At 67.8% G+C, this 21,463-nt stretch carries 23 protein-coding genes; 10 read left to right on the top strand and 13 right to left on the bottom strand.

Annotated elements, in window-relative coordinates:
- The first annotated feature begins 7 nt into the window (after positions 1 to 7).
- Positions 8 to 145, top strand: a complete 138-nt coding sequence (locus AC07OK_RS03915; RefSeq protein WP_494689052.1) for a hypothetical protein — start codon at positions 8 to 10, stop codon at positions 143 to 145.
- Here AC07OK_RS03915 and AC07OK_RS03910 read toward each other — a convergent pair.
- Entirely contained in the window at positions 142 to 579 is a 438-nt protein-coding gene (locus AC07OK_RS03910) for an Mpo1 family 2-hydroxy fatty acid dioxygenase (RefSeq protein ID WP_494689051.1), read from the bottom strand. The two genes, AC07OK_RS03915 and AC07OK_RS03910, sit on opposite strands and share 4 nt — an antisense overlap.
- Positions 580 to 698: 119 nt before the next feature.
- Between AC07OK_RS03910 and AC07OK_RS03905 the strand changes: the two genes are divergently transcribed.
- Together AC07OK_RS03905 and AC07OK_RS03900 are read left to right on the top strand one after the other, a co-directional pair.
- Positions 699 to 1,724 (top strand): alpha/beta hydrolase, encoded by a 1,026-nt coding sequence (locus AC07OK_RS03905; RefSeq protein WP_494689050.1) that lies wholly within the window; start codon positions 699 to 701, stop codon positions 1,722 to 1,724.
- 10 nt (positions 1,725 to 1,734) lie between these two features.
- A complete protein-coding gene (locus AC07OK_RS03900) occupies positions 1,735 to 2,235 on the top strand; it encodes a DNA-deoxyinosine glycosylase (RefSeq protein WP_494689376.1) in 501 nt (166 codons plus the stop codon).
- Positions 2,236 to 2,336: 101 nt separating this feature from the next.
- Here the strand turns inward: AC07OK_RS03900 and AC07OK_RS03895 are convergent, their stop codons facing one another.
- From AC07OK_RS03895 to AC07OK_RS03875, 5 genes are read right to left on the bottom strand one after another with little or no spacing between them, the layout of a single operon-like run.
- Entirely contained in the window at positions 2,337 to 2,768 is a 432-nt protein-coding gene (locus AC07OK_RS03895) for a TA system VapC family ribonuclease toxin (protein WP_494689049.1), read from the bottom strand.
- Positions 2,765 to 3,067 (bottom strand): CopG family ribbon-helix-helix protein, encoded by a 303-nt coding sequence (locus AC07OK_RS03890; protein ID WP_494689048.1) that lies wholly within the window; start codon positions 3,065 to 3,067, stop codon positions 2,765 to 2,767. The genes AC07OK_RS03895 and AC07OK_RS03890 overlap by 4 nt, the downstream gene beginning before the upstream one ends.
- Positions 3,068 to 3,121: 54 nt before the next feature.
- Positions 3,122 to 3,862: a metallophosphoesterase family protein gene (locus AC07OK_RS03885; protein ID WP_494689047.1), complete on the bottom strand. Its 741-nt coding sequence runs from the start codon at positions 3,860 to 3,862 to the stop codon at positions 3,122 to 3,124.
- Between the two features lie 2 nt (positions 3,863 to 3,864).
- The gene (locus AC07OK_RS03880; RefSeq protein ID WP_494689046.1) at positions 3,865 to 4,416 is read right to left on the bottom strand and encodes a cysteine hydrolase family protein; all 552 of its coding nucleotides are present in this window, start codon (positions 4,414 to 4,416) and stop codon (positions 3,865 to 3,867) included.
- A gap of 1 nt (position 4,417) precedes the next feature.
- Entirely contained in the window at positions 4,418 to 5,104 is a 687-nt protein-coding gene (locus AC07OK_RS03875; RefSeq protein WP_494689045.1) for a GNAT family N-acetyltransferase, read from the bottom strand.
- Between the two features lie 109 nt (positions 5,105 to 5,213).
- Between AC07OK_RS03875 and AC07OK_RS03870 the strand changes: the two genes are divergently transcribed.
- A complete protein-coding gene (locus tag AC07OK_RS03870) occupies positions 5,214 to 5,591 on the top strand; it encodes a Rossmann-fold NAD(P)-binding domain-containing protein (RefSeq protein WP_494689044.1) in 378 nt (125 codons plus the stop codon).
- Between the two features lie 6 nt (positions 5,592 to 5,597).
- Here the strand turns inward: AC07OK_RS03870 and AC07OK_RS03865 are convergent, their stop codons facing one another.
- From AC07OK_RS03865 to AC07OK_RS03850, 4 genes are all read right to left on the bottom strand, one after another.
- Positions 5,598 to 8,189 (bottom strand): BACON domain-containing protein, encoded by a 2,592-nt coding sequence (locus AC07OK_RS03865; RefSeq protein WP_494689043.1) that lies wholly within the window; start codon positions 8,187 to 8,189, stop codon positions 5,598 to 5,600.
- Positions 8,190 to 8,314: 125 nt separating this feature from the next.
- Positions 8,315 to 9,499 carry a tetratricopeptide repeat protein gene (locus tag AC07OK_RS03860; protein WP_494689042.1) on the bottom strand — a complete coding sequence of 395 codons (1,185 nt, stop codon included), beginning with the start codon at positions 9,497 to 9,499 and terminating at the stop codon, positions 8,315 to 8,317.
- 122 nt (positions 9,500 to 9,621) lie between these two features.
- On the bottom strand, positions 9,622 to 10,839 hold the full coding sequence (locus AC07OK_RS03855) for a DUF2863 family protein (RefSeq protein WP_494689041.1): 1,218 nt from the start codon (positions 10,837 to 10,839) through the stop codon (positions 9,622 to 9,624).
- 7 nt (positions 10,840 to 10,846) lie between these two features.
- Positions 10,847 to 11,713, bottom strand: coding sequence for an HDOD domain-containing protein (locus AC07OK_RS03850; protein WP_494689040.1), 867 nt, complete (start codon positions 11,711 to 11,713; stop codon positions 10,847 to 10,849).
- 229 nt (positions 11,714 to 11,942) lie between these two features.
- Here AC07OK_RS03850 and AC07OK_RS03845 point away from each other — a divergent pair, with 229 nt between their 5' ends.
- Positions 11,943 to 12,512 carry a DNA-3-methyladenine glycosylase gene (locus tag AC07OK_RS03845; RefSeq protein ID WP_494689039.1) on the top strand — a complete coding sequence of 190 codons (570 nt, stop codon included), beginning with the start codon at positions 11,943 to 11,945 and terminating at the stop codon, positions 12,510 to 12,512.
- Here the strand turns inward: AC07OK_RS03845 and AC07OK_RS03840 are convergent.
- Positions 12,417 to 14,075 (bottom strand): methyl-accepting chemotaxis protein, encoded by a 1,659-nt coding sequence (locus AC07OK_RS03840; RefSeq protein WP_494689038.1) that lies wholly within the window; start codon positions 14,073 to 14,075, stop codon positions 12,417 to 12,419. The two genes, AC07OK_RS03845 and AC07OK_RS03840, sit on opposite strands and share 96 nt — an antisense overlap.
- Positions 14,076 to 14,103: 28 nt before the next feature.
- Positions 14,104 to 14,577: a cache domain-containing protein gene (locus AC07OK_RS03835; RefSeq protein WP_494689037.1), complete on the bottom strand. Its 474-nt coding sequence runs from the start codon at positions 14,575 to 14,577 to the stop codon at positions 14,104 to 14,106.
- A 230-nt stretch (positions 14,578 to 14,807) separates the two neighbouring features.
- On the opposite strand from AC07OK_RS03835, the gene AC07OK_RS03830 reads away from it, so the two are divergent.
- Genes AC07OK_RS03830 through AC07OK_RS03815 form a run of 4 tightly spaced genes read left to right on the top strand, consistent with a single transcriptional unit; the run spans position 14,808 to position 19,360 of the window.
- Positions 14,808 to 16,292, top strand: coding sequence for a KamA family radical SAM protein (locus AC07OK_RS03830; RefSeq protein ID WP_494689036.1), 1,485 nt, complete (start codon positions 14,808 to 14,810; stop codon positions 16,290 to 16,292).
- Between the two features lie 8 nt (positions 16,293 to 16,300).
- Positions 16,301 to 17,575 carry an MFS transporter gene (locus AC07OK_RS03825; protein ID WP_494689035.1) on the top strand — a complete coding sequence of 425 codons (1,275 nt, stop codon included), beginning with the start codon at positions 16,301 to 16,303 and terminating at the stop codon, positions 17,573 to 17,575.
- On the top strand, positions 17,572 to 18,453 hold the full coding sequence (locus AC07OK_RS03820; protein ID WP_494689034.1) for a 2OG-Fe(II) oxygenase: 882 nt from the start codon (positions 17,572 to 17,574) through the stop codon (positions 18,451 to 18,453). Before AC07OK_RS03825 ends, AC07OK_RS03820 begins: the two co-directional genes overlap by 4 nt.
- Before the next feature lie 52 nt (positions 18,454 to 18,505).
- Positions 18,506 to 19,360, top strand: coding sequence for a fumarylacetoacetate hydrolase family protein (locus AC07OK_RS03815; RefSeq protein WP_494689033.1), 855 nt, complete (start codon positions 18,506 to 18,508; stop codon positions 19,358 to 19,360).
- A gap of 17 nt (positions 19,361 to 19,377) precedes the next feature.
- On the opposite strand, the gene AC07OK_RS03810 is transcribed toward AC07OK_RS03815, so the two are convergent.
- Positions 19,378 to 20,709, bottom strand: a complete 1,332-nt coding sequence (locus AC07OK_RS03810; RefSeq protein WP_494689032.1) for an aspartate aminotransferase family protein — start codon at positions 20,707 to 20,709, stop codon at positions 19,378 to 19,380.
- 119 nt (positions 20,710 to 20,828) lie between these two features.
- On the opposite strand from AC07OK_RS03810, the gene AC07OK_RS03805 reads away from it, so the two are divergent.
- On the top strand, positions 20,829 to 21,380 hold the full coding sequence (locus AC07OK_RS03805; RefSeq protein WP_494689031.1) for a carboxymuconolactone decarboxylase family protein: 552 nt from the start codon (positions 20,829 to 20,831) through the stop codon (positions 21,378 to 21,380).
- Positions 21,381 to 21,463: the final 83 nt, after the last annotated feature.

Raw genomic sequence — 21,463 nt, 5'->3', positions numbered from 1 at the left:
GTGCGACATGAGTACCGCGTTGCAAATCAAAGTCGTCAGCTTGCTGGGCTATGTCGCCCTCAGCACCGCGCTGGTGCTGTTGCTGGCCGACGAAGAGATGCAGAGCGCCGCCCAGACTTTGTTGGCGTTTTCAGGCTTCCATTAATACGCCAGCTTCATCCGGCGGTACAAAAATCCCAGCACAAACAGCGGTCCGATCAGCAGGAAGCGCAGGTCGTCGAAAAACGACGGCTTCTTGCCTTCGATCTTGTGGCCGATGAACTGTCCTATCCACGCCAGCACGAAGATCGCCAGCGACAGCGGCAGGATGGCGCGGTCGGGCAGGGCGGCCAGCAGGGCCAGCATCAGCGTGCTCATCAGCAGCATGCCGACCGCGAACGGCTTCGACAGCTTGAAATAGTAGGCCAGCGAGGCCAGCGTGACCGCCACCGCCAGCAGCGGATGCGCCGCCCACAGCAAGCCCAGCAGCGTGAAGACGATGATCGGCACGCAGATGAAGTGGATCACTTCGTTGATGGGGTTGAGGTGGCTTTCGCTGTACTGGGCCAGCAGCGTATCGATGGTGCGGGGTTGCGACATGGGTGTCTCCGGTTTTTTTTAGTACGGTCGTGCCGTCGGTAAATTCTACACCTGAAACGCGGCGTGGCGACGCTTGAGTACAATGTGGGCATGGCCGAGTGGCAGGAGGAACTTCAAATATGGTGAGTACGCAGTATCCCGCAGGCCGGGTGGTCCTGGACACGATCGACAGCCAGCTGTTGGCAGGCAACGCGGCTGGCGATCCCGCGTGCCGGCAACTGGCAATTTACCTGCCGCCGGGTTATGACGCGGGCGCCGCGCGCTATCCCAGCGTCTACGTGCTGGCTGGTTTTGGCGGGCGTGGCGTTACCCTGCTGAACGATTCCGCCTGGGACGAGAACCTGCCCCAACGTCTGGACCGCCTGATCGGGAGTGGATGCATACGCCCGATGATTGTGGTGATGCCGGACTGCCTGACGCGCTACGGCGGCAGCCAGTACATCAATTCCAGCGCGACCGGGCGTTACGAAGACTATGTCGCCGACGAAATCGTGCCCCATGTGGACGCCCGTTATCGTACCGTCGCCACGCGCGACTGGCGCGCCGTGTCCGGTAAGAGCTCGGGCGGATACGGGGCGCTGATGTTCGCGATGCGGCGTCCGCATGTATTCAGCATCGCCGCATCGCACAGCGGCGACCTGTACTTCGAGCTGTGCTACAAGCCGGCTTTTGTACGCTGCCTGCCGGTGCTGGAACGCCACGGCGGACTGGCCGGCTTCGTGGAGCGGCTGCGTGACATTCGTCCGCGCGACCCCGACTTTTACGCCACCGTCAATACCGTCGCGATGGCGGCTTGCTACTCACCGGACCCGATTATGGCGCCGGGCTTCGTGCTGCCTTTCGATACGCACACCGGTGAATTGCATGAGGCCGTGTGGCAGCGCTGGCTGTGCAGCGATCCCGTGCACATCGCCGAGCGCCACGCTGCCGCGTTGCGCAGCTTGCGGCTGCTCTACCTCGACGCCGGGTCGCTGGATGAATTCAACCTGCAATACGGCGCGCGCGTCTTCGCGCAACGCTTGCGCAGCTTGGGGATTCCGTTCGTGCACGAGGAATTTGTCGATAGCCACCTGAACATACCATATCGGTTCGACCGCTCCTTCCGCGCGATTTCCGACGCGTTGCCCGACGCCGACGGCGGATAGGCGGCGCATGATGGCCAACGATGCCGACCCGGCTCGCTCCGCGTTGACCGGCCTGGCGCCGGTAATCGACGCGCGCACCCGCATCCTGGTGCTGGGCAGTTTTCCCGGCGCCGCCTCGCTGGCGGCGCAGCAGTACTACGCGCATCCGCGCAATCTGCTGTGGCCGATTTTGTCGGCGCTGACGGGGGAGCCGCTGGCCGCGCTGCCGTACGACGAACGCCTGCCGCGTCTGCTGGCGCACGGCTTCGGCCTGTGGGATGTGCTGGGCGCTTGCGAGCGCGAAGGCAGTCTCGACTCCGCCATCCGCAAGCCGGCCGCCAACGATTTCGCCCGCCTGCGGGAGCTGTGCCCGCTGCTGGAAACGGTGGGGTTCAATGGCCAGACCTCGGGCAAGTTCGCGCCGCAGTTCGCCGCCGAGGGTTATCGGACGCTGGTGCTGCCCTCGACATCTCCGGCACATGCCTCGCTTACTTTGGCTCAAAAGTTGGAGCAGTGGAAAGTGCTGCCGTAGTCCGTCCAGGTTTCAATGCGCGATGGTGCGAAACTCAGTCGTTTTGACGACAGGGGGCACTTGATTTCGTTCACGTCCGACTTTGTCGGCACAGACGGCCATTAGCCGATCAGGCAAAGAGCGTCAGCCCCGCCATGAACTGCGGTGGCGACAAGGCGGCGGTCCAATGTCGCTAGTTGACCGCCATGGGCTTGCGCCAGCGCGAGCAGATAACTATCTGTAGTCTGCGCTGAACTGAGCAGGCGAGTCGTATCGACTTTTTCTTCGTCCAGCAGACTGATGTCATCACTCCAAAATACATGCCCGTCGAGCGAGCGCATGGTCCGCAATAACGGCGCTACAGCGGCCGGATTCCCTGGTGAGTTGGGATAGCTAGCGTGACCAATAATGCGCATTGCACCGTTTTCGGTGATGGGGCAGGTGGCCCAAGCGCTCATCCCATCCCTCGCGAACCACTCGTGCGCAATGTCGTGCTGGACGTGGCCAGGGTCCATCAGTGCAATCAGGACATTTACGTCAAGCAGGTATGTCATCCTGGGAACTCATCGCGCAATTTGTTGACCATTTCAAGTGTAACCGGCAGGGTTCCCGTTTGTGGTCGGAGCAGCGGCACACCATTGCGTACTGTGTAACTGGATGCCGGCGGTTGAAGTGCCTGTCGGATGCGCGTCGATCTGGCCTCCTCCACGAATTGCTTGCGCTGCTCAGCCGCCTCCGTTGCCTGACGAATCGCGTCAACCATGAAGGCGTGCGGCGTCACGCCCAGGTCTTGCGCGGCGGCGACTGCTTTCTGCTTCAATTCGTCAGGGAGTTTCAGGGTGGTGGTCGACATGGCATCTGATCCGGCAATGGTGTGTCAACAGGGTAGCACCGTCGGCGGAGTGACTCAAGCCGCCGGCTTTGATGTAGAGACATAGCCAGTCATCAGCGCGACGGCCCAGTCCTCGCGGCCGTTGGCGCAGGCCAGTTCGGCCATGCTGCGGTAGTCGTAGGGGATGCTGATCAGCTGGGCCTGCCATTGCTGCTGGCGGCGCTCGACGATGGCGTAGCGGGCGTCGGGCGAGCCGGATTCGATGGCGTGCGGATACGGGTGGTCGTCGGCATAGGCCGGCTGGCCGACGCTGCCCGGATTGACGATCAACGTGCCGCGCGCGCTGCGCACGCTGCGCGGCACGTGCGTGTGGCCGCAGGCGACCAGGTTGGCGTCGACCTGGCCGAGGCGCTGTTCGATGTCGGCGGCGCCGGCGTGGCGCTCGGCCGTTTCCAGCAGGCCGGTGAGGTCGCTGGTGGGCGTGCCGTGGCACAAAAACACGTCTTCGCTGTATTGCAGCGCCGGCCGCAAGGTGGCGATCCACGCCAGTTCGCGCGGCGTCAGTTGCGCACGGGCGTAGGCGTCGGCCGCGCCGGAGCCGGCGTGCAGTTCCAGGATCTGCCGCTCGTGGTTGCCGGCCAGGTGGGTCCAGTCCTGCATCATCAGGAAGCGCGCCGTCTCCAGCGGCAGCAGCGGGCCGGACAGGCTGTCGCCCAGGTTGACCACCGCGTCCACGCCCTGGTGGCGGATGTCGGCCGCCACCGCTTCCAGTGCGGCCAGGTTGCCGTGGATGTCGGAGACGATGGCGATGCGCATGACTAGCTATCCTTGAATGTGCCTAGCAAAGAGGCGGTGTCGACGATGGCGGCGTATTCGCCATCGAGGTTGGACAATGCCATGTAGTGTACATCGTCGGCGCTGCGGGGCGCGCCCGCATAGTCGCTCTTGGCGTAGGCGTAGCAGGCGTCGGCCACCACCTGCGTGGCGAAGCCGAGGTTGCCGGCGCTGCGGGCGCTGGACTCCACCGAGTTGTTGGTGCTCACGCCGGCCAGCACCAGGCGCTCGATGCCGCGCACCCGCAGCCAGCGCTCCAGCCCACTGTTGACGAAGCAGTCCGGCACGTTCTTTTCCACCACGTGTTCGTGCGCCCGCGGCGCCAGGCGCGGCTGGAATTCCGCGCCCGGCTGGCCCGGCCAGAACGGCGAACCCGGCGTGCGCGATATGTGGCGCACGTGGACCACCGGCGCGCCGGCCGCGCGCCAGGCGTCCAGCAGGGCGGCGATGTTGCGCTCGGCGTCGGGGTTGTTGCGCGCGCCGGCGGCCGGGCTGGCCATGCCTTGCTGCATGTCGATGATGATCAAGGCCTGCATCTCAGGGTTCCTCGCGGGAGATTACCCGCACCACCGACTCCAGGTAATCCTCGAAGCCCATGCGCAGGTAGAGTTGGTGCGCGTCATTGCTGCGCATGACGTGCAGGAAGGGAGTATCGCCGCGCTGCAGATGGCGGCGCACCAGCTTGAGCATCAGTTTTTTCGCCAGCCCCCGGCCCTGGTAGTCGGGATGGGTGCAGACGCCGCTGATTTCGCACAGCCCCGGCGCGCGCAGGCGTTCGCCGGCCATGGCCATCAGCCGCTCGCCGTCGAAGTAGCCGAAGTAGTCGCCCAGCTCGATGGTGCGCAGGCCGAACGGGCCCGGCTTGCAGAGCTGGGCCAGCTCCAGCGCCTGCGCCGCGTGCTGCGGGCCCAGCGCTTGCGCCTCCGGGGCCGGCTCGGCGGCCGGCATGGCGCCTGTCCAGACCATGCGGAACATGGTGTTCTCGGCGTCGATTTTCCAGCCGGGCGGGGCGGCGCCGCTCCAGCTGTCGCAGTAGAACGGCTCGCCCGGCGCGCACACCGCCGCCAGCGCGGCGAAGTCCGGCCGGTCCGGATCGGCGAAGGCGACGATGGGGGAAAAGCCCTGGGTGTAGCGGCGCGCGCCACCGCTGCCGTCGGCGTGGCGCGCGTGGGCACCGGTCAGGGTGTGCCAAAAAATGTGGTCCAGCAGGTCGTTGCGTTCCATGCAGCTTGCCTTGTCGAGGGAGCGTGGTTATGCTTGCTTTAAATACACTTTCTTTTTAACACAGATTTGACAGGGGTATCAATCGCAGTTCAACTTAGCTGAGGACAAAATGGATCATCAGAAAATCGCCATCATCGGCCTGGGCCGTATCGGCTCGGCCTTCCTGCGCAATATGCTGGGCCGCCGCGAGCGCGGCGTGGAGCTGGTGGGCGTGGCCGAGAGCGGCGATACGCCGGGCCGCCAGCTGGCGCTCGACGCCGGTCTGGCGGTGCTGACGCTGGACCAGATTGTCGCCCTGGGCAGCGGCGTCGACATCCTGTTCGACCTGACCGGCATCCCCGCCGTGCGGCGCGAGATCCGCGAAAAGCTGATGGCGCAGGGCAATCACCACACGGTGATCGCCTCGGAAACCATCGCCCGCCTGATCTGGGCCATGACCAGCGACGACGACCTGCCGGTCATCGCCGGCCGCAGCACCGGCTACTGAAGCTGCTTACGGCCCCACCGGGACGATGGTGGCGACGCCATCGTCGGTGATGCCGATCAAGAGCAGGCCGTCACCGGACACCGCCAGTTGGCGCGGCAACAACAGCTTGCCGCTGCCGACCAGCTTGTACTGGTTCAGCAGCTTGCCGGTGGTATCGTACATCCACACATCGCTGGTGGCCGCCTTGACGGCGGCGCCGCAATAGATGCGGCCGTCGCTGCCGAGCTCGATGTTATTGGGCGTGCCGTCGCCGGCCGCCAGATAGCCCAACACCCCCAGGTCGGCCGGATTGAGGATGCTGCACAGCTTGGGCGAGCTGTTGGCGGTGTAGATCCGCGTGCCGTCCTGGCTGACGGCGATGTCCTGGCCCAGCGTGCCGGTGTTGGCGTGGCTGGCGGCCGGGATCTTGGCCGGGTACAGGGTGCCGCCGTTGAGCGCGGCATAGTCGACGCTGAGGGTGGTGATGGCCACCACGGCGGCGTTCTCGGCCTGCTGCAGCAGACGGGTGCCGTCGCCGCTGGCGGCCAGCGTGCCGCCGCCGCCGAGCGGCAGGCTGAGGCGGGCGTTGTTGGCGGCCAGGTAGGCGGCGCCGTTGCTCAGCACCACCATTTCCACGCCGTTCGGGCGTATCACCTTGAGGCGGGTGGCCTGGTCGGCGTCGACCGCGATCTGCGACAGCACCGTCTGGGTGGCGAGGTCGATGGTGACCAGCGCGTGGCTGCTCAGGTTCAACAGGTACAGGTAGTCGCCGTTGGTGCTGGTGGCCATGTCGCCCAGGCTGGCGCCCAGGCCGGTGATGGTGCCGGTCTTTTGTCCGCTGTAGAGGTTGTAGATGTCGATGTAGGCGCCGCCGTTGTGCAGGTAGGCATAGGGCCGGATCGGATCGGTGACCACGTTGGCGTAGCTCAGCGCGGTGCTGGCGTTGGCCTGCGGCGTGCGCGTGCCTTTCCACAGGGCGACCCGGATCGGCTCGGGCGCGCCGGCGTCGGGGTCGAGCGGGGTCAGGGCGACGGTGGCGATGCTCAGGGTGTTCGCGCCCAGCGTGGTCGGGTCGGCCGTCAGCGTCAGTTTGTTGCCGCTGACGCCGGCCACCAGCCAGCCCTGGCTGGAGGTGGCGCTCATGCCGCCGAAGGTGCCGTAGTTGTCGCGCACGGTCAGGGTGCGGGTCAGCCTGGTCCAGGACGGCGTGGCGCTGAGGGCGACCCCGGTTTCCGACGGCAGCAGCTTGTGCAGGTCCTTGTTGATGGTCAGCAGCACCGGCGCCAGCACGCGGTCGCCGTTGACGCGGGCGGTGGCGTTGACCAGCGTCGAGCTGACGCCGACCGGGGCGTTGGCCGGCAGCGCGCTGAAGGCGACGTTGCTGGCGACCTGGTTGACCACGCCGCCGGGCACGCTGGCGTTGGCCCAGGTGGGCAGCGCGCCAAACGACCAGGGCCAGGAATTGGTGACGGTGTTCAGGCTCAGCGCCAGGGTCGGGCTGGCGCTGAAATCGCGGCCGTAGGCGCCGCCCAGGGTGATGCTGTTGAGCGATGCGCTCAGGGTGGCCGGGCTCAGGCTGAGCGTGACCGGCAGGTTGCGGCTGGCCTGGCCGGCGGCGCTGAGCGTGACGCTGCCGCTGTAGCTGGCGCTGGCCAGCGTGCCGACGGTGGGATCGACCGTCAGCACCGCGGTGCCCGGCGTGGTGCCGCTGGTGGGCGAGACGCGCAGCCAGGCGGCGTTGGCCAGGGCGCTCCAGCTGGCGCTGCGCTGGTCGTCGGTGTCGAGCGCGATCACCTGGTTCGGCACCGGGGCGCCGTTGATGGCGTTGAAGGTGACGCTGCCGGCGGTGACCAGGCCGCTGGGCTGGACCGACAGCGTGGCCGGCAGGACGGCGCTCTGGCCGTCGCTGGCGCTGATGGTCAGCGTGGTGCGGTAGTCGCCCACGGCCAGGCCGCTGGCATCGAAGGCGACGCTGAGCGTGCCGTTGCCGCTGCCGGCCGCGGCGCCCGGCTTGAGCCAGGCGGCGCCGCTGCTGGCGGTCCAGCTGCGGCCTTCGCTGCTGATGGCGACGTTGATCGCGGCCGGCGCGGCGGCGCCGATGTGGGCGGTGGCGCCGAGCGCGACGGCCGGCGTGGCGCTGAAGGCCAGCTGGCCGACCGCCACCACCTGCAAGCTGTAGGGCAGCTGCATCGGCGAACCGGGGAATTGCGTGGCGCAGCCGCTGTCGCGGCACAGGCGCACCGTGAAGCTGCCGGTGTAGGTGCCGGCCGCCAGCGACGGCGCGGTTTGCAGCACGGCGTGGTACTGGGTGTCGCTGTCGCGTATCAGCTGGGCGTTGGGCAGCAGCACGCCATTGCTGTCGACCACGCTGGCGAGCACGCTGGCGGCATTGGCGAAGTCGGCCGGCCGGGTCACGCTGGCGATGACGTTGAGGGTGGTCGAGGTGCCGGCGCTGAGGCTGGCGCGGACGGTGTCGGGATTGAAGCTGAGGGCGGGGGAGACGGCCGGGGTGGAAGGATCGGCGCTGCCGCCACCACCACCACCACCACCGCCGCCGCATCCGGTCAGCAGGGCGGCCAGCAACAATGGCAGGAGGTAGACGGACCTGGGTCTCAGCATGGCGGTATCCTTGGGGTAAGCACAGCTTGATTTACACATTTTACAATTGTTGCGTATTTGCAACTATGTGTCAAGCGTCGTACGCGCGCACTGCCGCGCCCCGGCCAGAATACCATCGCGCGCGCCTATTTGCCCGCCGCGTGCGCCTCATAGGCGCGGATGCGGTCCAGCTTGGCCGAATACAGGTCGTGGTCGCCGCGCGTAGTGCTGTTGGCCAGCGCCGTGGCCATGTGGGCGTCGGCTTCGCGCAGATTGCCCAGCTGGTAATTGGCCAGCGCCAGCCAGAAGTGGAACTCGTGGTAGTCCGGCACCCGCTCCACCTCGCGCGCGAACAGGTCGCGCGCGCGGCGGTAGTCGCCGGCCTGCATGGCGGCCTGGCCCAGGTTGAAGAAATGGAAGGGCGGGTCGGGTTCGAGCTGGGCCAGGCGGATGCGCAGCCTGGCCGCCTCGGCCTGCTGGTCCGGGCCGGGCTGGGCGGCCAGCGCCTGCACCAGGTTGGACAGGTAGATGGTGTTGTCGGGCGCCTGCGACAAGGCGTAGCGCAGCGCCAGCTCGGCCTCGGCCAGGTTGCCGTGGTGCTGGTAGACCACGGCCAGCGTGTTGTAGGCGTTAAGGAAGCCCGGATCCTGCTCGACCGCCTTGCGGGCCGTCCAGTAAGCCTCGTCCAGCTGGTCATGCGAGAGCAGCTCGGCCGCGCGGTTGTTCAGGTACATGGCGATGATGGTGCGCTCTTCCAGCGGCCGGGTATTTTCGCGCGCCTTGGGCGGGATGGGGATGAAGTCCACCGTCAGCGCGCTCGACATGTCAACGCTGTAGACCTCGCCATGGGTCAGGCGCGGCCGGCCCAGCGCCAGGTTGACGTGGTTGCTGGCGAAATACAGGTTGCCGGCGCGGCTCCAGCTTTCCTCGACCTCGACCTGCTGGAACTGCACCACCAGGTTGAGCTCGTGCGCCAGCGCGGCCGTCATGATGGCCAGCGACAGGCAGTTGCCGGCGCGCGCCTCGAAGGTTTGCGCGGCGTCGCGCGTCATGGCCGAATCGTATTCGAGTTGCAGCTTGTCCTTGCGGTAGAGGGCGTCGAACAGCTCGCGGCGGGGATCTTTGCGCGTCAGGCTGTGGCCGATCTGGTGGTTCAGGTAGTCGCGCATCGCCGGGCTGACGGCAAACACGTGGCTGGTGTCGACCGGCGCCGCCGGCGGCTGGAACAGTTGGTCGTGGAATACCACCGGCGCGGCCGCACGCGGCGTCAGCGACGGCCCGGCGCAGCCGCACAGCAGCGCGGCGCTCAAGGTCAGGGCCCAAGCTTTCATGACGAGTCTCCCTTTGCTGCGGAGCACAAGCCGGCGCCGCACCAGGCAGCGGACTCTGTGTTCCGCTTGAGGAAAGTATCCTCGGCTCGTGGGGCGATGTCAAACGGGAATTTGCGGCCGGCTTAAGCCAGCGGGCGTAGCTCCAGCGGCTGGCCGTCGGCGTCGAAGCGCAGCGCCACCTGCACCGCGCTGACGCCGATGCTGGCCAGGGCGTCGCGCAGGTCGTCGACCTCCAGTTCCAGGTCGGCGCCGAGGTCGAGCGGCTTGTCGCCGCTGGCCAGCACGGCCTCGCCGTCGCGCAGCTGGACCCGCAGCACCATCTCGTCGTCGACGTCGGACGGCGCGATGACGGCGTTCAGTGCGGCCGGCGCGCGGCCGCCGATGGCCTGGTTGAGCGCCGACAGCAGTTGCAGCATCGCGTACTCGGACTGGCCCTGTTCGCGGGCGCCGAAGAACAGGTCCTGGTACAAGAAGTTCAGGCGCAACGCGCCGTCGCCGCGGCCGCGGCCCAGGCAGCGCGCCACCAGCGGCGCGTGCTGCGCGGTCCATTGCTGGTAGCGCTCGGCGCGCTGGGCGAAGTAGGCGTCGGCCGCCTTGTCGCCGGCCGGCACCTTGTAGAAGGTGTCGTCGGCGCGCTTCAGCGCGAAGCCGAGCAGGAAGCGCAGCTCGACCGCGGTGTCGTCGGCGCCGAAGCCGGTGGCCGACCAGCCGGCCGCCATGCTGCGCTCCAGCGCCGGCGCGGCGCTGATCTTTTTCTCGGTCAGCGACTGCGCCGCCTCGCGCACCATGGTGTGCAGCTGGCCGTAGCTGACCCGTTCGAATTCCTCCAGGTCATAGGCGTGGCTGACCAGCACCACCTTGGCCTTGGGGCTTTCCAGGCCGGCGTCGGTGAAGCTGGCGAGCAGGGCTTCGTAGGCGGCGCCGTCCTGGAAGTCGAACGCCGGATCGAGCCCGCCCTGGCTGTGGACGAACACCGGAATGGCGAAGGCGTCGATCTCCATCTCGGGCGCGCCTTCGCGGCGCAGCGTCAGGCTGGCGGCGCCTTCCTCGACGGCGTTGCGCAGGTAGCGGTAGCCGTCGCGCGATTCGTCGCGCGCCAGCTCGATGGCGCCGTACAGCACCTCGTCCTTGCTCTGGTTGAGCAGCTTGCGCAGCAGGCGCTGGAAGTCCAGCGCCTTCTGGGCCAGCTCGGCGCGGGTGCTGTCGGCCACGATGTCATTGTTGAACTCGCCGTCGGCCAGGTCCAGCGCCAGGGCGCACAATTCGGTGGTTTGTTGTTCGTCTTTCAGTTCCGGGGAGTTCGCGGATTTGCGCGGTTGCGGGCGCTTATTTTTTGGCATGTTTTATTTATCGTTCGGTGTGGAAGGCTTCGTGCAGTTCGTCGAGCAGGTCGGCGGTTTCATCCTCGGACAGGCCGAGGTGGCGGCAGGCCTGGTCGCCGCCTTTTTCCCATTCGTAGGACAGGTTGCTGCCGTGGAAGCGGGCGATGCCTTTTTCCGCCAGCAGCGCCAGCGCCACCAGCGAGCGCACGGCGTCGTCGGTGGCCGGGTCGTCCAGCACGCGGTAGTCGTGGTGCAGCAGGATGGCCCAGGAGACGTCCGGCGACAGCCCCCAGTTGCGCGCCAGCAGGCAGCCGATGGCGGCGTGGTTGGTGCTGTAGCGCTTGTCCTCGATGACGGTGAAGGCTTGTTCGGCGTCGTCGCAGGCGTCGGCGTAGGTGGCGGCGTAGTCGGCGAAGCGGTTCATCAACAGCGGCACGCCGATGTCGCAGAACAGGCCGAAGGTGTGGGCGATGTCCGGCGGGGCGATGCGCAGCTTGCGCGAGAAGAACACCACGGCCTGGGCGCGGCGCGCCGAGATTTCCCAGAACGCCGTCAGGTCGGCGTCCTTGCCGTCGATGGCCTGGCGCGCCAGCAGCCCGGTCAGCAGCGCCGCGCATTGGTTGATGCCGAGGAAATTGATGCCTTGCTCGACCGATTTGGCCTTGCGCGCGGCGCCGAAGAAGGGCGAGTTGGCCAGCTTGAGCAGGGCGCCGGACATGCCGACGTCGTTGCCGATGATGCGGGCGATGCGGCGCGGCGACGGGTCGGACTGGGCCAGCTCGCGCTGCAGGTCGACGAGCAGGCTGGGCCGTGGTGGAATACGGATGGAGCGCATCAGCGCTTCTTCCACCGCGTTTTCAACTGGCATGGCTGGGGCTGCAACTGTCGTCATTGTATTCTTCAGGGATGTGGGCGATGCAATACAGCACTATAAACCAGGAGCGCTTACTCATGCTGGGCATGCTTACCCCGATTATCGCCGCAAGCGCGCGCGGCGGGCGTGAATTTATCCTGAATTTCTGCCGGGGCCGCCATATTTTGTCGCTAATGTCGGCTAATTGCGGCGATTCGATAATCATTTGTTATGTGTTTTCGGCTGGACGGGCATTTACAATACGGCCATGGACAACTATCTGGCTGACATCGATTTCAGCGCGCCCTCGGCCGAGGTGGCGCGGCGCTTGATCGGCGTCACCTTGCTGGTGGACGGCGTCGGCGGGCGCATCGTCGAGGCCGAGGCCTACGACCGCAGCGAGCCGGCCGCGCACAGCTTCAACGGTCCGACGCCGCGCAATTTTTCCATGTTCGGGCCGCCGGGGCGCAGCTATGTCTACCGCTCGCACGGCTTGCACTGGTGCCTGAATTTTGTCTGCCGCGAGGAGGGCCACGGCGCCGGCGTGCTGATCCGCGCGCTGGAGCCGCTGGCGGGACTGGCGCAGATGCGCGAACGGCGCGGGCTGGACGACGAGCGCTTGCTGTGCGCCGGGCCGGGGCGGCTGTGCCAGGCGCTGGGCGTCACGCGCGCCCACAACAACCTGACGCTGGACGCGGCGCCGTTCGTGCTGCTGGCGCCCGAGCGGGGCGTGGTCGACGTGCTAGCCGGCCCGCGCATCGGCATTAGCAAGGCGATGGAGCTGCCGTGGCGCTTCGGCCTGGCCGGCTCGCGTTTTTTGAGCAAGCCCATGCGCTGACGGCGGCTCCACCTTGAACACCGACACCGCCTGCGACAGCTGCACCGCCTGCTCCTGCAGGCTGGCGGCGGCGGCGGCGGCCTGCTCGACCAGCGCGGCGTTCTGCTGCGTCACATCGTCCATCTGGCCGACCGCCTGGTTGACCTCGGCGATGCCCTGGGCCTGCTCGGCGCTGGCCTTGCTGATGCGGGCGATCACCTCGTTGACCTGCTGCACCGAGGCGACGATGGCCTCCATCCGCTCGCCGGCCTGGTGCACCGAGGCGCTGCCGCTGTCGATGGTGGCCACCGAGGCCGCGATCAGCGCCTTGATTTCCTTGGCGGCGGCGGCCGAGCGGTGCGCCAGGGTGCGCACCTCGCTGGCCACCACGGCGAAGCCGCGGCCCTGCTCGCCGGCGCGCGCCGCTTCGACGGCGGCGTTGAGCGCCAGGATGTTGGTCTGGAAGGAGATGCTGTCGATCACGCCGATGATGTCGACGATCTGGCGCGAGCTGGCGCGGATCGAGGCCATGGTCTGCACCGCCTGGCGCACCGCGGCGCCGCCGTGCTGGGCCAGGTCGGCGGCGCCGGCCGCCAGCTGGCAGGCTTGCTGGGCGCCGGCGGCGTTGTCCTGCACCGCGCGGGTCAGGCTGGCCATGGCGCTGGCGGTTTCCTCCAGCGAGCCGGCCTGCATCTCGGTGCGGCTCGACAGGTCGAGGTTGCCGCTGGCGATTTCATGGGCGGCGCAATCGATCGCCTGCACCGCCGCCAGGATGGCGGTCAACGTCTGGGTCAGGTTGTGCATGGTGTGGTCCAGCATGCGGGCGGTGTCGGCGATCTCGTCGCGGCCGCGGTTGTCGCCGCGCCCGGCCACCAGGCGGCCGGCGGCCAGCGCCACCACCACGTCGGCGATGGCGCGGATATCGTGCAGCATGGCGCCGCGCACCGCCATCGTCACCCCCAGCGACAGCGCGATCGACAGCAGCACCATCAGCGCCATGCTGGTGCCCAGGGTGTGGAACTCGGCGCGCGCACGCGCGTAGGCCTGCTCGCTGAGGGCTTTCTCCAGCGCCGACAGCTGCGCCAGCTGTTCGTTCAGCGCCAGGAATTGCTTTTCGCCGTGGGCCATGGCGTTGGTGGCGATGCTCTGGTCGATGCTGGCCATCTCCATGGTGTCGCGCACGGCCTTGCGGTAGGCGGCCAGCGATTGCAGCGTCTGCTCGACGATCTTGCGCTCGGCGGCGTTGTCGTCGGCCGCCGCCAGCGCGTCGAGCTGGCGCAGCTCGGTCTCGATGGCGGCGTGGCCGGCCTTGATCTGCCTGGCCAGCGCGTCCAGCCGTGGCTGGGAAAAACTGCCGTTGACCCAGGCCAGCAGCTGGTAGATATGGGCGTGGGCGTAGCGGGTTTCGCCGGTGACGTCGGCGGCGGTGCGCAGGCGGGCGGCGCGCACCTGCACCAGGTTTTCCAGCGAGGCGTTCTGGCGCACCATGCCGTAGTAGGCGGCGCCCGCCGTGACGATCAGCAGCAACAGCACCAGGCCGGGCGCCAGCAGCAGTTTGGGACCGATACGCAGTTTGCTCAGCATGGTGCTCTCCCGCCGTTATTTTTCGCCGTTATTTTCTATAGATGCCCGCTTCCAGCACCACGTCGCCGACCCGCATGACGTAGGTGGTCTTGGGTTCGATCTTGCCGCTGCCGGGATTCTTGTACTGGTAGTCGACCCAGCCGTGGCCTTTCTTGGCGGCCAGCTCGATGATCTCGCGGCGGTATTTCTTGCCGCTGGCGTCGGGCACGTCGGTCAGGTCCTTGCCGACGATGGAGGGGTTGAACGGATGGGCCAGCACGATGCCGCTGTTGAGGTCGCGCAGGTCGACGTACAGCGAACCCTGCACGAAGTCCGGGTCCTTGGCCGCCACTTTCTTGATCAACTCGTCCTTGCCGTGGGCCTTGAGGAAGGCGGCGCCTTTTTCCACGATGGCGATGGCGTCTTTTTCGGTGGGCTCGGCGGCGAAGGCCGGGGCCGGCAGCAGGGGGGCGGCAAGCGCGGCTATCGTGGCGATGGCGGCCAGCATGGCGGTCTGTTTCATGGCGGTTCCTTGTGGTGGGGGCGGGGAGGCTTGCTCCCATGAACTTTACGCCGGCGCACAGGACGGGAATTGCGTTGCCGCAAGGTCTGGCCGTGTGGCAATTTTGCACGCGGCCGGCGTCAAGGAAAAATGTATTTCCGTACGTCAGTTGATTTACGGCAATCGCCATTCCGGCGAGGGGCCTAGCATGCAGTTTCCGCCCCCCCCTTTTATTGCGATAGGAACCTGCGATGACCTCCACTCCGATAGCCTCCTGGAACAGCGCCGCCGCCCAGGCGCCCAAGTTCAAGCCCTTCATCCGCCAGACCATCCCCCATTCCCGCCAATGGGAATGGCTCACGCCCGATTTGCAGGAAGCGGTGCAGGTGGTGTCGCACGTGCTGCCGTTCCGCACCAACGAGTACGTGCTGGAGCAGCTGATCGACTGGAGCAACATCCCGGACGATCCGATCTTCCGCCTGACCTTCCCGCACCGCGACATGCTGGCGCCGGACGACTACGCCCAGCTGCGCGAGCTGGTGCTGGGCCGCGCCAACCAGCCGGCGCTGACCGAGCTGGTGCGGCGCATCCGCCTGCGCATGAATCCCCATCCGGCCGGGCAGATGACGCACAACGTGCCGCGCGTGAACGACGCCCCGCTCAAGGGCTTGCAGCACAAGTACAAGGAGACAGTGCTGTTCTTCCCCAGCGCCGGCCAGACCTGCCACGCCTACTGCACCTTCTGCTTCCGCTGGCCGCAGTTCGTCGGCATGGACGACATGAAGTTCGACGCCAAGGAGTCGCACCAGCTGGCCGACTACCTGCGCCTGCATCCCGAGGTGACCGATGTCTTGATCACCGGCGGCGATCCGCTGATCATGAACACCCGCTCGCTGGAGGCGTATATCGAGCCGCTGCTGGCGCCGGACCTGGCGCACATCCAGAACATCCGCATCGGCACCAAGTCGGTGGCGTACTGGCCGCAGCGCTTCGTCACCGACCGCGACGCCGACGACCTGCTGCGCCTGTTCGAGCGGGTGGTCGGCAGCGGCAAGAACATGGCCATCATGGGCCACTACAACCACGCGGTGGAGCTGCGGCCGGCCATCGCCCAGCAGGCGGTCAAGCGCATCGTCGGCACCGGCGCCACCTTGCGCATGCAGGGGCCGCTGATCCGCCACATCAACGAAGACCCGCGCAGCTGGGCCGAGCTGTGGCAGACCGGCGTGCGGCTGGGGGCCATCCCCTACTATATGTTCGTCGAGCGCGACACCGGGCCGCGCGAGTATTTCCAGCTGCCGCTGGCGCGCGCGCACGAGATCTTCCAGCAGGCCTACCAGATGGTGTCGGGCCTGTCGCGCACGGTGCGCGGGCCGTCGATGAGCGCCTTCCCCGGCAAGGTGGTGATCGACGGTATCGTCAACATCGGCGGCGAGAAGGTGTTCGCGCTGCAGTTCCTGCAGGCCCGCAACGCCGACTGGGTGCGCAAGCCGTTCTATGCCAAGTTCGATCCGAAGGCGACCTGGATGGACGAACTCAAGCCGGCCTTCGGCAAGGACAAGTTCTTCTTCGAGGAGGAGGGCGGCAGCCGCAGCGAATACGGCGCCGAGCCGCCGGGCCAGCGCAAGGTGATCCCGTTGATCACGGCGCGCCAGGACGAGGCGCAGCGTGGTACCGGCGGCGCTGGCGCGGCCGTGGCCAGCGCGGCCGGCTGCGGCGCCCACAGTCCGGCGTAGGCGGCGCCATGTCCGGCCGCGCGGTGTTCGTGCTGGTGTTCCTGCCGTTCGCGCTGGGCCACTATCTGTCGAGCCTGATCCGCACCGTCAACGCGACGCTGGCGCCGCAGCTGATGGCGGCGCTGGCGCTGAGCCCCGCCCAGCTTGGCCTGCTGACCAGCGCCTTCTTCCTGGCGTTCGCGCTGGTGCAGCTGCCGGTCGGCATGGCGCTGGACCGCTGGGGGCCGGCGCGGGTGCAGCCGCCGATGCTGCTGCTGGCGGCGCTGGGCGCGCTGGCCTTCTCCGGCGGCCGCGATTTCGCCCAGCTGCTGGCGGCGCGCGCGCTGATCGGGCTGGGCCTGGGCGGCTGCTTCATGTCGGCGGTGAAGGCGGTGTCGACCTGGGTGGCGCCGGCGCGGCTGCCATCGGTGCAGGGCTATCTGATCGCGGCCGGCGGGCTGGGGGCGGCGTCGGCCACCTTGCCGGTGCGGCTGGCGCTGCACTACACCGACTGGCGCGGCCTGTTCGTCGGTTTCGCCGCGGCGGCGGCCGCGCTGGCGCTGCTGATACGGCTGCTGGCGCCGGCCGCGCCGTCGGCTGCGGCGGCGCGGCCGGCCGGGCTGGCGGTGCTGCGCGAGGTGCTGGGGCATCCGGCCTTCCGCGAAGTGGCGCAGCTGGTGCTGGTGCCGCACATGGTGTTCTTCGGCATCCAGGGCTTGTGGATCAGCCGCTGGCTGAGCGACGTCGCCGGCTACTCCGAGGCGGCGGTGACCTACCTGCTGTACCTGGGCATGGCGGCGGTGATCTTCGGCGCCATCGCGGTGGGCATGCTCACCGAGTGGGCCGGGCGGCGCGGCGTGGCGCCGATCAGCGTGGCGGCGGCCGGGGTGGCGCTGTTCATCGCGGTGCAGCTGGGCTTTGTGTGCAACTGGGCGCCCAGCTACCAGCTGCTGTCGGTGGTCTTCACGCTGGTGGGCACGGTGACCGGCATCGAGTATGCGATCGTCGCGCAAAGCCTGCCGCCCGCGCTGACGGGGCGCGGCGCCACCTGCCTCAACCTGCTGATCTTCCTGGGCGCGTTCGCGGTGCAGGCGGGCTTCGGGCTGGTGGTCGGCTGCTGGCGGCCGGACTTTTTGCAGCACTATCCGGCGCAGGCCTACCAGGTGGCGTTCGCGGTGCTGGTGCTGTTGCAGTTGCGCGGACTGTTGTTATTCGCGCGCCGGCGCTGGGGCGCGGGCGCGCAATCCGGTAAAATCGACCACCAATCCGGCAGCCCGGCAACCAGCCCACCGATCGCGCGATGACTACAGCAAGCAACGTCTTTGTCTCCCTGCCGGCCGCATGGCAGGACTGGATCATGCAAAACCTGGCGCGCGCCTGCAATCCGCTGGACATGGCCAACAGCATGGCGGCCTCCGGCCAGCACAGCATGGCGGTGGCGCGCGCCGCCATCGACGAGGCGCTGGCGCTGCGCGCGGCGGCCGACCACGCGCCGGCGCCGCAGGCCAGCGTGTTCGTGGCGCCGCAGCAGATGCCCTATATTGACCTGGAACGCAACCTGGTCGCCGCGCCGGACCGCACGGTGGAGGTGTTGTTCGTGCTGAAGCAGCCGCAGATCATCCTGCTGGGGAATGTGCTCAGCGACGAAGAGTGCGACGCCATCGTCGCCCATTGCGGCACCCGCTACACCCGTTCCACCGTCACCGGCGAGGCCGACGGCGCCAGCGTGGTGCACGAGGGCCGCACCAGCGAGATGGCCTTCATCCAGCGCGGCGAGGCCGAGGTGGCCGAGCGCATCGAGCAGCGGCTGGCGGCGCTGGCGCACTGGCCGCCCGAGTGCAGCGAACCGTTCCAGCTGCAGAAGTACGGCGTGACGCAGGAGTACCGGCCGCACTACGACTGGCTGGACCCGGACAGCAGCGGCCATCGCAGCCACCTGGCGCGCGGCGGCCAGCGGCTGGCCACCTTCATCCTGTACCTGAGCGATGTGGAGCAGGGCGGCGGCACGGTGTTCCCCGGCCTGGGGCTGGAGGTGTATCCGAAGAAGGGCAACGCGCTGTGGTTCCTCAACACCGACGACAACCACCAGCCGGACAAGCAGACCTTGCACGGCGGCGCGCCGGTGGTCAGCGGCACCAAGATCATCGCCAACAAATGGCTGCGGCAAGGGCGCTACGGTTAGAATGGCGGGCATCGGCATAGACATTGCCCACTGTTTTTAACCTAGGAACCCTATGAGACTCGTTCGTTACGGCCGTCCCGGCAAAGAGAAACCAGGCCTGATCGATGACGAAGGCAAGCTGCGCGACCTGTCCGGCGTGATCGCCGACATCGACGCGGCGCAGCTGGCGCCGAAGGCGCTGCGCAAGCTGGAAAAGATCCCGCAAGCCTCGCTGCCGCTGGTGCGCGGCAATCCGCGCTACGGCGTGCCGCTCGCGCGCGTCGGCAAATTCATCGGCATCGGCCTCAATTATTCGGACCACGCGGCCGAAGCGGGCATGCCGATCCCGAAGGAGCCGATCGTCTTCATGAAGGCGATTTCCTGCCTGTCCGGTCCGGACGATCCGGTGATGCTGCCGCAAGGCTCGAAGAAGACCGACTGGGAAGTGGAGCTGGGCGTGGTGATCGGCTCGCGCGCGCAGTACGTCAGCGAGGAGGACGCGCTGAAGTACGTGGCCGGCTATTGCGTGGTCAACGACCTGTCGGAGCGCTCGTTCCAGCTCGAGCGCGGCCCGCAATGGGACAAGGGCAAGGGCTGCGACACCTTCGGCCCGGTCGGCCCGTGGCTGGTGACGCAGGAAGACATCTACGACGTGCAGCAGCTGGACCTGTACCTGGAACTGAACGGCAAGCGCATGCAGACCGGCTGCACCGACACCATGATCTTCTCGGTGGCGCAGATCGTCAGCTACCTGTCGAAGTTCATGACCCTGGAGCCGGGCGACGTGATCGCCACCGGCACGCCGCCGGGCGTGGGTCAGGGGCGCAAGCCGCAGCGCTTCCTGAAGAAGGGCGACGTCCTGCGGCTGGGCATCGCCGGCCTGGGCGAGCAGCAGCAGGACGTCGTCGCCTGGACGGCGTCGAAATAATCGCGGCGTAGCTAAGTCTAAGTCGCGCTGGCCAGCGCCCGCGCCAGGGCGTCGGCCAGCCGGCTGGTGATCTCCGCCAGCTCGGCCTCGGTGGCGATGAACGGCGGCGCCAGCAGGATATGGTCGCCGCGCCGGCCGTCGATGGTGCCGCCCATCGGATACACCATCAGTCCCAGCGCCATGGCCTGCTCCTTGACCGCCGCGTGCAGCTGGCAGGTCGGATCGAAGGGCTCCTTGCTGACGCGGTCGCGCACCAGCTCCAGCGCCAGCAGCATGCCGCGCCCGCGGATGTCGCCCACGTGCGGGTGGTTGCCGAACGCCTCGCGCAGCATGCGGCGGAAGGCGGCGCCGCGCACCGTGACGGCGCCCAGCAAACTATCCCTTTGTATCACCTTCTGCACCGCCAGCGCGGCGGCGGCGGCCACCGGATGCCCCATGTAGGTGTGGCCGTGCTGGAAGGCGCCGCTGCCGTCGCGCAGGCGCCGCACCACGTGCTGGCGCGCCAGCACCGCGCCGATCGGCTGGTAGCCGGCGCCCAGGCCCTTGCCCAGCACCACCAGGTCAGGCAGCACGCCTTCCTGTTCGAACGCGTACAGCGTGCCGGTGCGGCCCATGCCGCACATGACTTCATCGAGGATCAGCAGGATGCCGTACTTGTCGCACAGCTTGCGCACGCCGCGGAAGTAGCCGGGCGTGGGCGGCACGGCGCCGGCGGTGGCGCCGACCACCGTCTCGGCGACGAAGCCGATGATGTGCTCGGGGCCGTGTTCGACGATGGTCGCCTCCACTTCGGCCAGCAGGGCGGCGGTGTAGTCCTCGGTGCTCTGGCCGTCGGCGCGGTCGCGGTATTCGTAGCAGGGGGCGACGCGCGGCACCGCCATCAGCATCGACTCGAACGGGCGGCGGCGCCACTCGTTGCCACCGATGGCCAGCGCGCCCAGCGTGTTGCCGTGGTAGCTCTGGCGGCGGGCGATGAACATGCCGCGCTGCGGCTGGCCCGCTTCGACCCAGTACTGGCGCGCCAGCTTGAGGGCGGTCTCCATCGCTTCCGAGCCGCCCGAGACCAGGTAGACGTGATCGAGGTCGCCGGGGGCGTCGTTGGCCAGGCGGCTGGCCAGTTCCTCGGCGGCGTCGCAGCTGAAGAAGGCGGTGTGGGCGTAGGCAATGCGGTCGACCTGGGCGTGCATGGCGGCCAGCACGTCGGGATGGGCGTGGCCCAGCGAGGAGACGGCGGCGCCGCCGCTGGCGTCGAGATAGCTGCGGCCCTGGCTGTCGCGCACGGTCAGGCCGGCGGCGCCGATGGCCAGCGGCGGCGCGCGGCGCAGGTTGCGGTGGATGATGTGGCTCATGGCGTCCTTTCGGTCAGGGTGACGAAGAGCAGACGATAGCCGCGATCGGCTTGTGTTCTGTTGATCTATCCCGCACCATGTGCGAATAATTGACCAGGACGCCAGCAGGAGTGACAACGATGACCGACCGATTGGAAGCTATTCCGTTTGCCGACATGAGCGCGGCCCAGCAGGTGGCGGCGCAGGCCGTGATCGACGGGCCGCGCGGGGCCTTGTACGGGCCGTTCGTGCCGCTGATCCGCAGCCCGGAGCTGATGGCGGCGGCGCAGCGCATGGGCGAGTACCTGCGCTACCGCAGCGCGATCGGCACGCGGCTGACGGAGTTGGCGATCCTGGTGACGGCGCGCCAGTGGAGCCAGCAGGTGGAGTGGGCGATCCACGAGCCGATCGCGCGCCAGTACGGCATGTCAGACGAGGTGATCGCGGCGGTGGCGGCGCGCCGGCGGCCGGACGGCATGGCGGCCGACGAGGCGCTGGTGCACGACTTCTGCATCCAGCTGCACCAGCGGCAGCGGGTCGACGACGCGACCTATGCGGCGGCGCTGGCGGCCTTCGGCGAGCACGGGGTGGTGGACCTGATGGGGATCAACGGCTACTACACCTTCCTGGCGATGGTGATGAACGCCGCGCAGACGGCGGTGCCGGCGTCGCCGGCCGCGCCGCTGCCGTAAATAAACCGGGGGTCAAGTCCTGAACCTTCCCCTCAAATTTTGAAGATAGCGATTAACGATCTCAGCTCGCCAAGAGCGATGGT

The organism is Duganella sp. GW821-FHT07G03, from assembly GCF_059418605.1.
Note: the sequence above shows the minus strand (reverse complement) of the source record. Positions and strands in the feature narration are given on the sequence as shown.

What these genes read in the sequence shown, in the direction of transcription:
- AC07OK_RS03915 (WP_494689052.1), top strand. Translation starts at nt 8, where the DNA reads ATGAGTACCGCGTTGCAAATCAAAGTCGTCAGCTTGCTGGGCTATGTC.
- AC07OK_RS03910 (WP_494689051.1), bottom strand. Translation starts at nt 579, where the DNA reads ATGTCGCAACCCCGCACCATCGATACGCTGCTGGCCCAGTACAGCGAA.
- AC07OK_RS03905 (WP_494689050.1), top strand. Translation starts at nt 699, where the DNA reads ATGGTGAGTACGCAGTATCCCGCAGGCCGGGTGGTCCTGGACACGATC.
- AC07OK_RS03900 (WP_494689376.1), top strand. Translation starts at nt 1,735, where the DNA reads ATGGCCAACGATGCCGACCCGGCTCGCTCCGCGTTGACCGGCCTGGCG.
- AC07OK_RS03895 (WP_494689049.1), bottom strand. Translation starts at nt 2,768, where the DNA reads ATGACATACCTGCTTGACGTAAATGTCCTGATTGCACTGATGGACCCT.
- AC07OK_RS03890 (WP_494689048.1), bottom strand. Translation starts at nt 3,067, where the DNA reads ATGTCGACCACCACCCTGAAACTCCCTGACGAATTGAAGCAGAAAGCA.
- AC07OK_RS03885 (WP_494689047.1), bottom strand. Translation starts at nt 3,862, where the DNA reads ATGCGCATCGCCATCGTCTCCGACATCCACGGCAACCTGGCCGCACTG.
- AC07OK_RS03880 (WP_494689046.1), bottom strand. Translation starts at nt 4,416, where the DNA reads ATGCAGGCCTTGATCATCATCGACATGCAGCAAGGCATGGCCAGCCCG.
- AC07OK_RS03875 (WP_494689045.1), bottom strand. Translation starts at nt 5,104, where the DNA reads ATGGAACGCAACGACCTGCTGGACCACATTTTTTGGCACACCCTGACC.
- AC07OK_RS03870 (WP_494689044.1), top strand. Translation starts at nt 5,214, where the DNA reads ATGGATCATCAGAAAATCGCCATCATCGGCCTGGGCCGTATCGGCTCG.
- AC07OK_RS03865 (WP_494689043.1), bottom strand. Translation starts at nt 8,189, where the DNA reads ATGCTGAGACCCAGGTCCGTCTACCTCCTGCCATTGTTGCTGGCCGCC.
- AC07OK_RS03860 (WP_494689042.1), bottom strand. Translation starts at nt 9,499, where the DNA reads ATGAAAGCTTGGGCCCTGACCTTGAGCGCCGCGCTGCTGTGCGGCTGC.
- AC07OK_RS03855 (WP_494689041.1), bottom strand. Translation starts at nt 10,839, where the DNA reads ATGCCAAAAAATAAGCGCCCGCAACCGCGCAAATCCGCGAACTCCCCG.
- AC07OK_RS03850 (WP_494689040.1), bottom strand. Translation starts at nt 11,713, where the DNA reads ATGACGACAGTTGCAGCCCCAGCCATGCCAGTTGAAAACGCGGTGGAA.
- AC07OK_RS03845 (WP_494689039.1), top strand. Translation starts at nt 11,943, where the DNA reads ATGGACAACTATCTGGCTGACATCGATTTCAGCGCGCCCTCGGCCGAG.
- AC07OK_RS03840 (WP_494689038.1), bottom strand. Translation starts at nt 14,075, where the DNA reads ATGCTGAGCAAACTGCGTATCGGTCCCAAACTGCTGCTGGCGCCCGGC.
- AC07OK_RS03835 (WP_494689037.1), bottom strand. Translation starts at nt 14,577, where the DNA reads ATGAAACAGACCGCCATGCTGGCCGCCATCGCCACGATAGCCGCGCTT.
- AC07OK_RS03830 (WP_494689036.1), top strand. Translation starts at nt 14,808, where the DNA reads ATGACCTCCACTCCGATAGCCTCCTGGAACAGCGCCGCCGCCCAGGCG.
- AC07OK_RS03825 (WP_494689035.1), top strand. Translation starts at nt 16,301, where the DNA reads ATGTCCGGCCGCGCGGTGTTCGTGCTGGTGTTCCTGCCGTTCGCGCTG.
- AC07OK_RS03820 (WP_494689034.1), top strand. Translation starts at nt 17,572, where the DNA reads ATGACTACAGCAAGCAACGTCTTTGTCTCCCTGCCGGCCGCATGGCAG.
- AC07OK_RS03815 (WP_494689033.1), top strand. Translation starts at nt 18,506, where the DNA reads ATGAGACTCGTTCGTTACGGCCGTCCCGGCAAAGAGAAACCAGGCCTG.
- AC07OK_RS03810 (WP_494689032.1), bottom strand. Translation starts at nt 20,709, where the DNA reads ATGAGCCACATCATCCACCGCAACCTGCGCCGCGCGCCGCCGCTGGCC.
- AC07OK_RS03805 (WP_494689031.1), top strand. Translation starts at nt 20,829, where the DNA reads ATGACCGACCGATTGGAAGCTATTCCGTTTGCCGACATGAGCGCGGCC.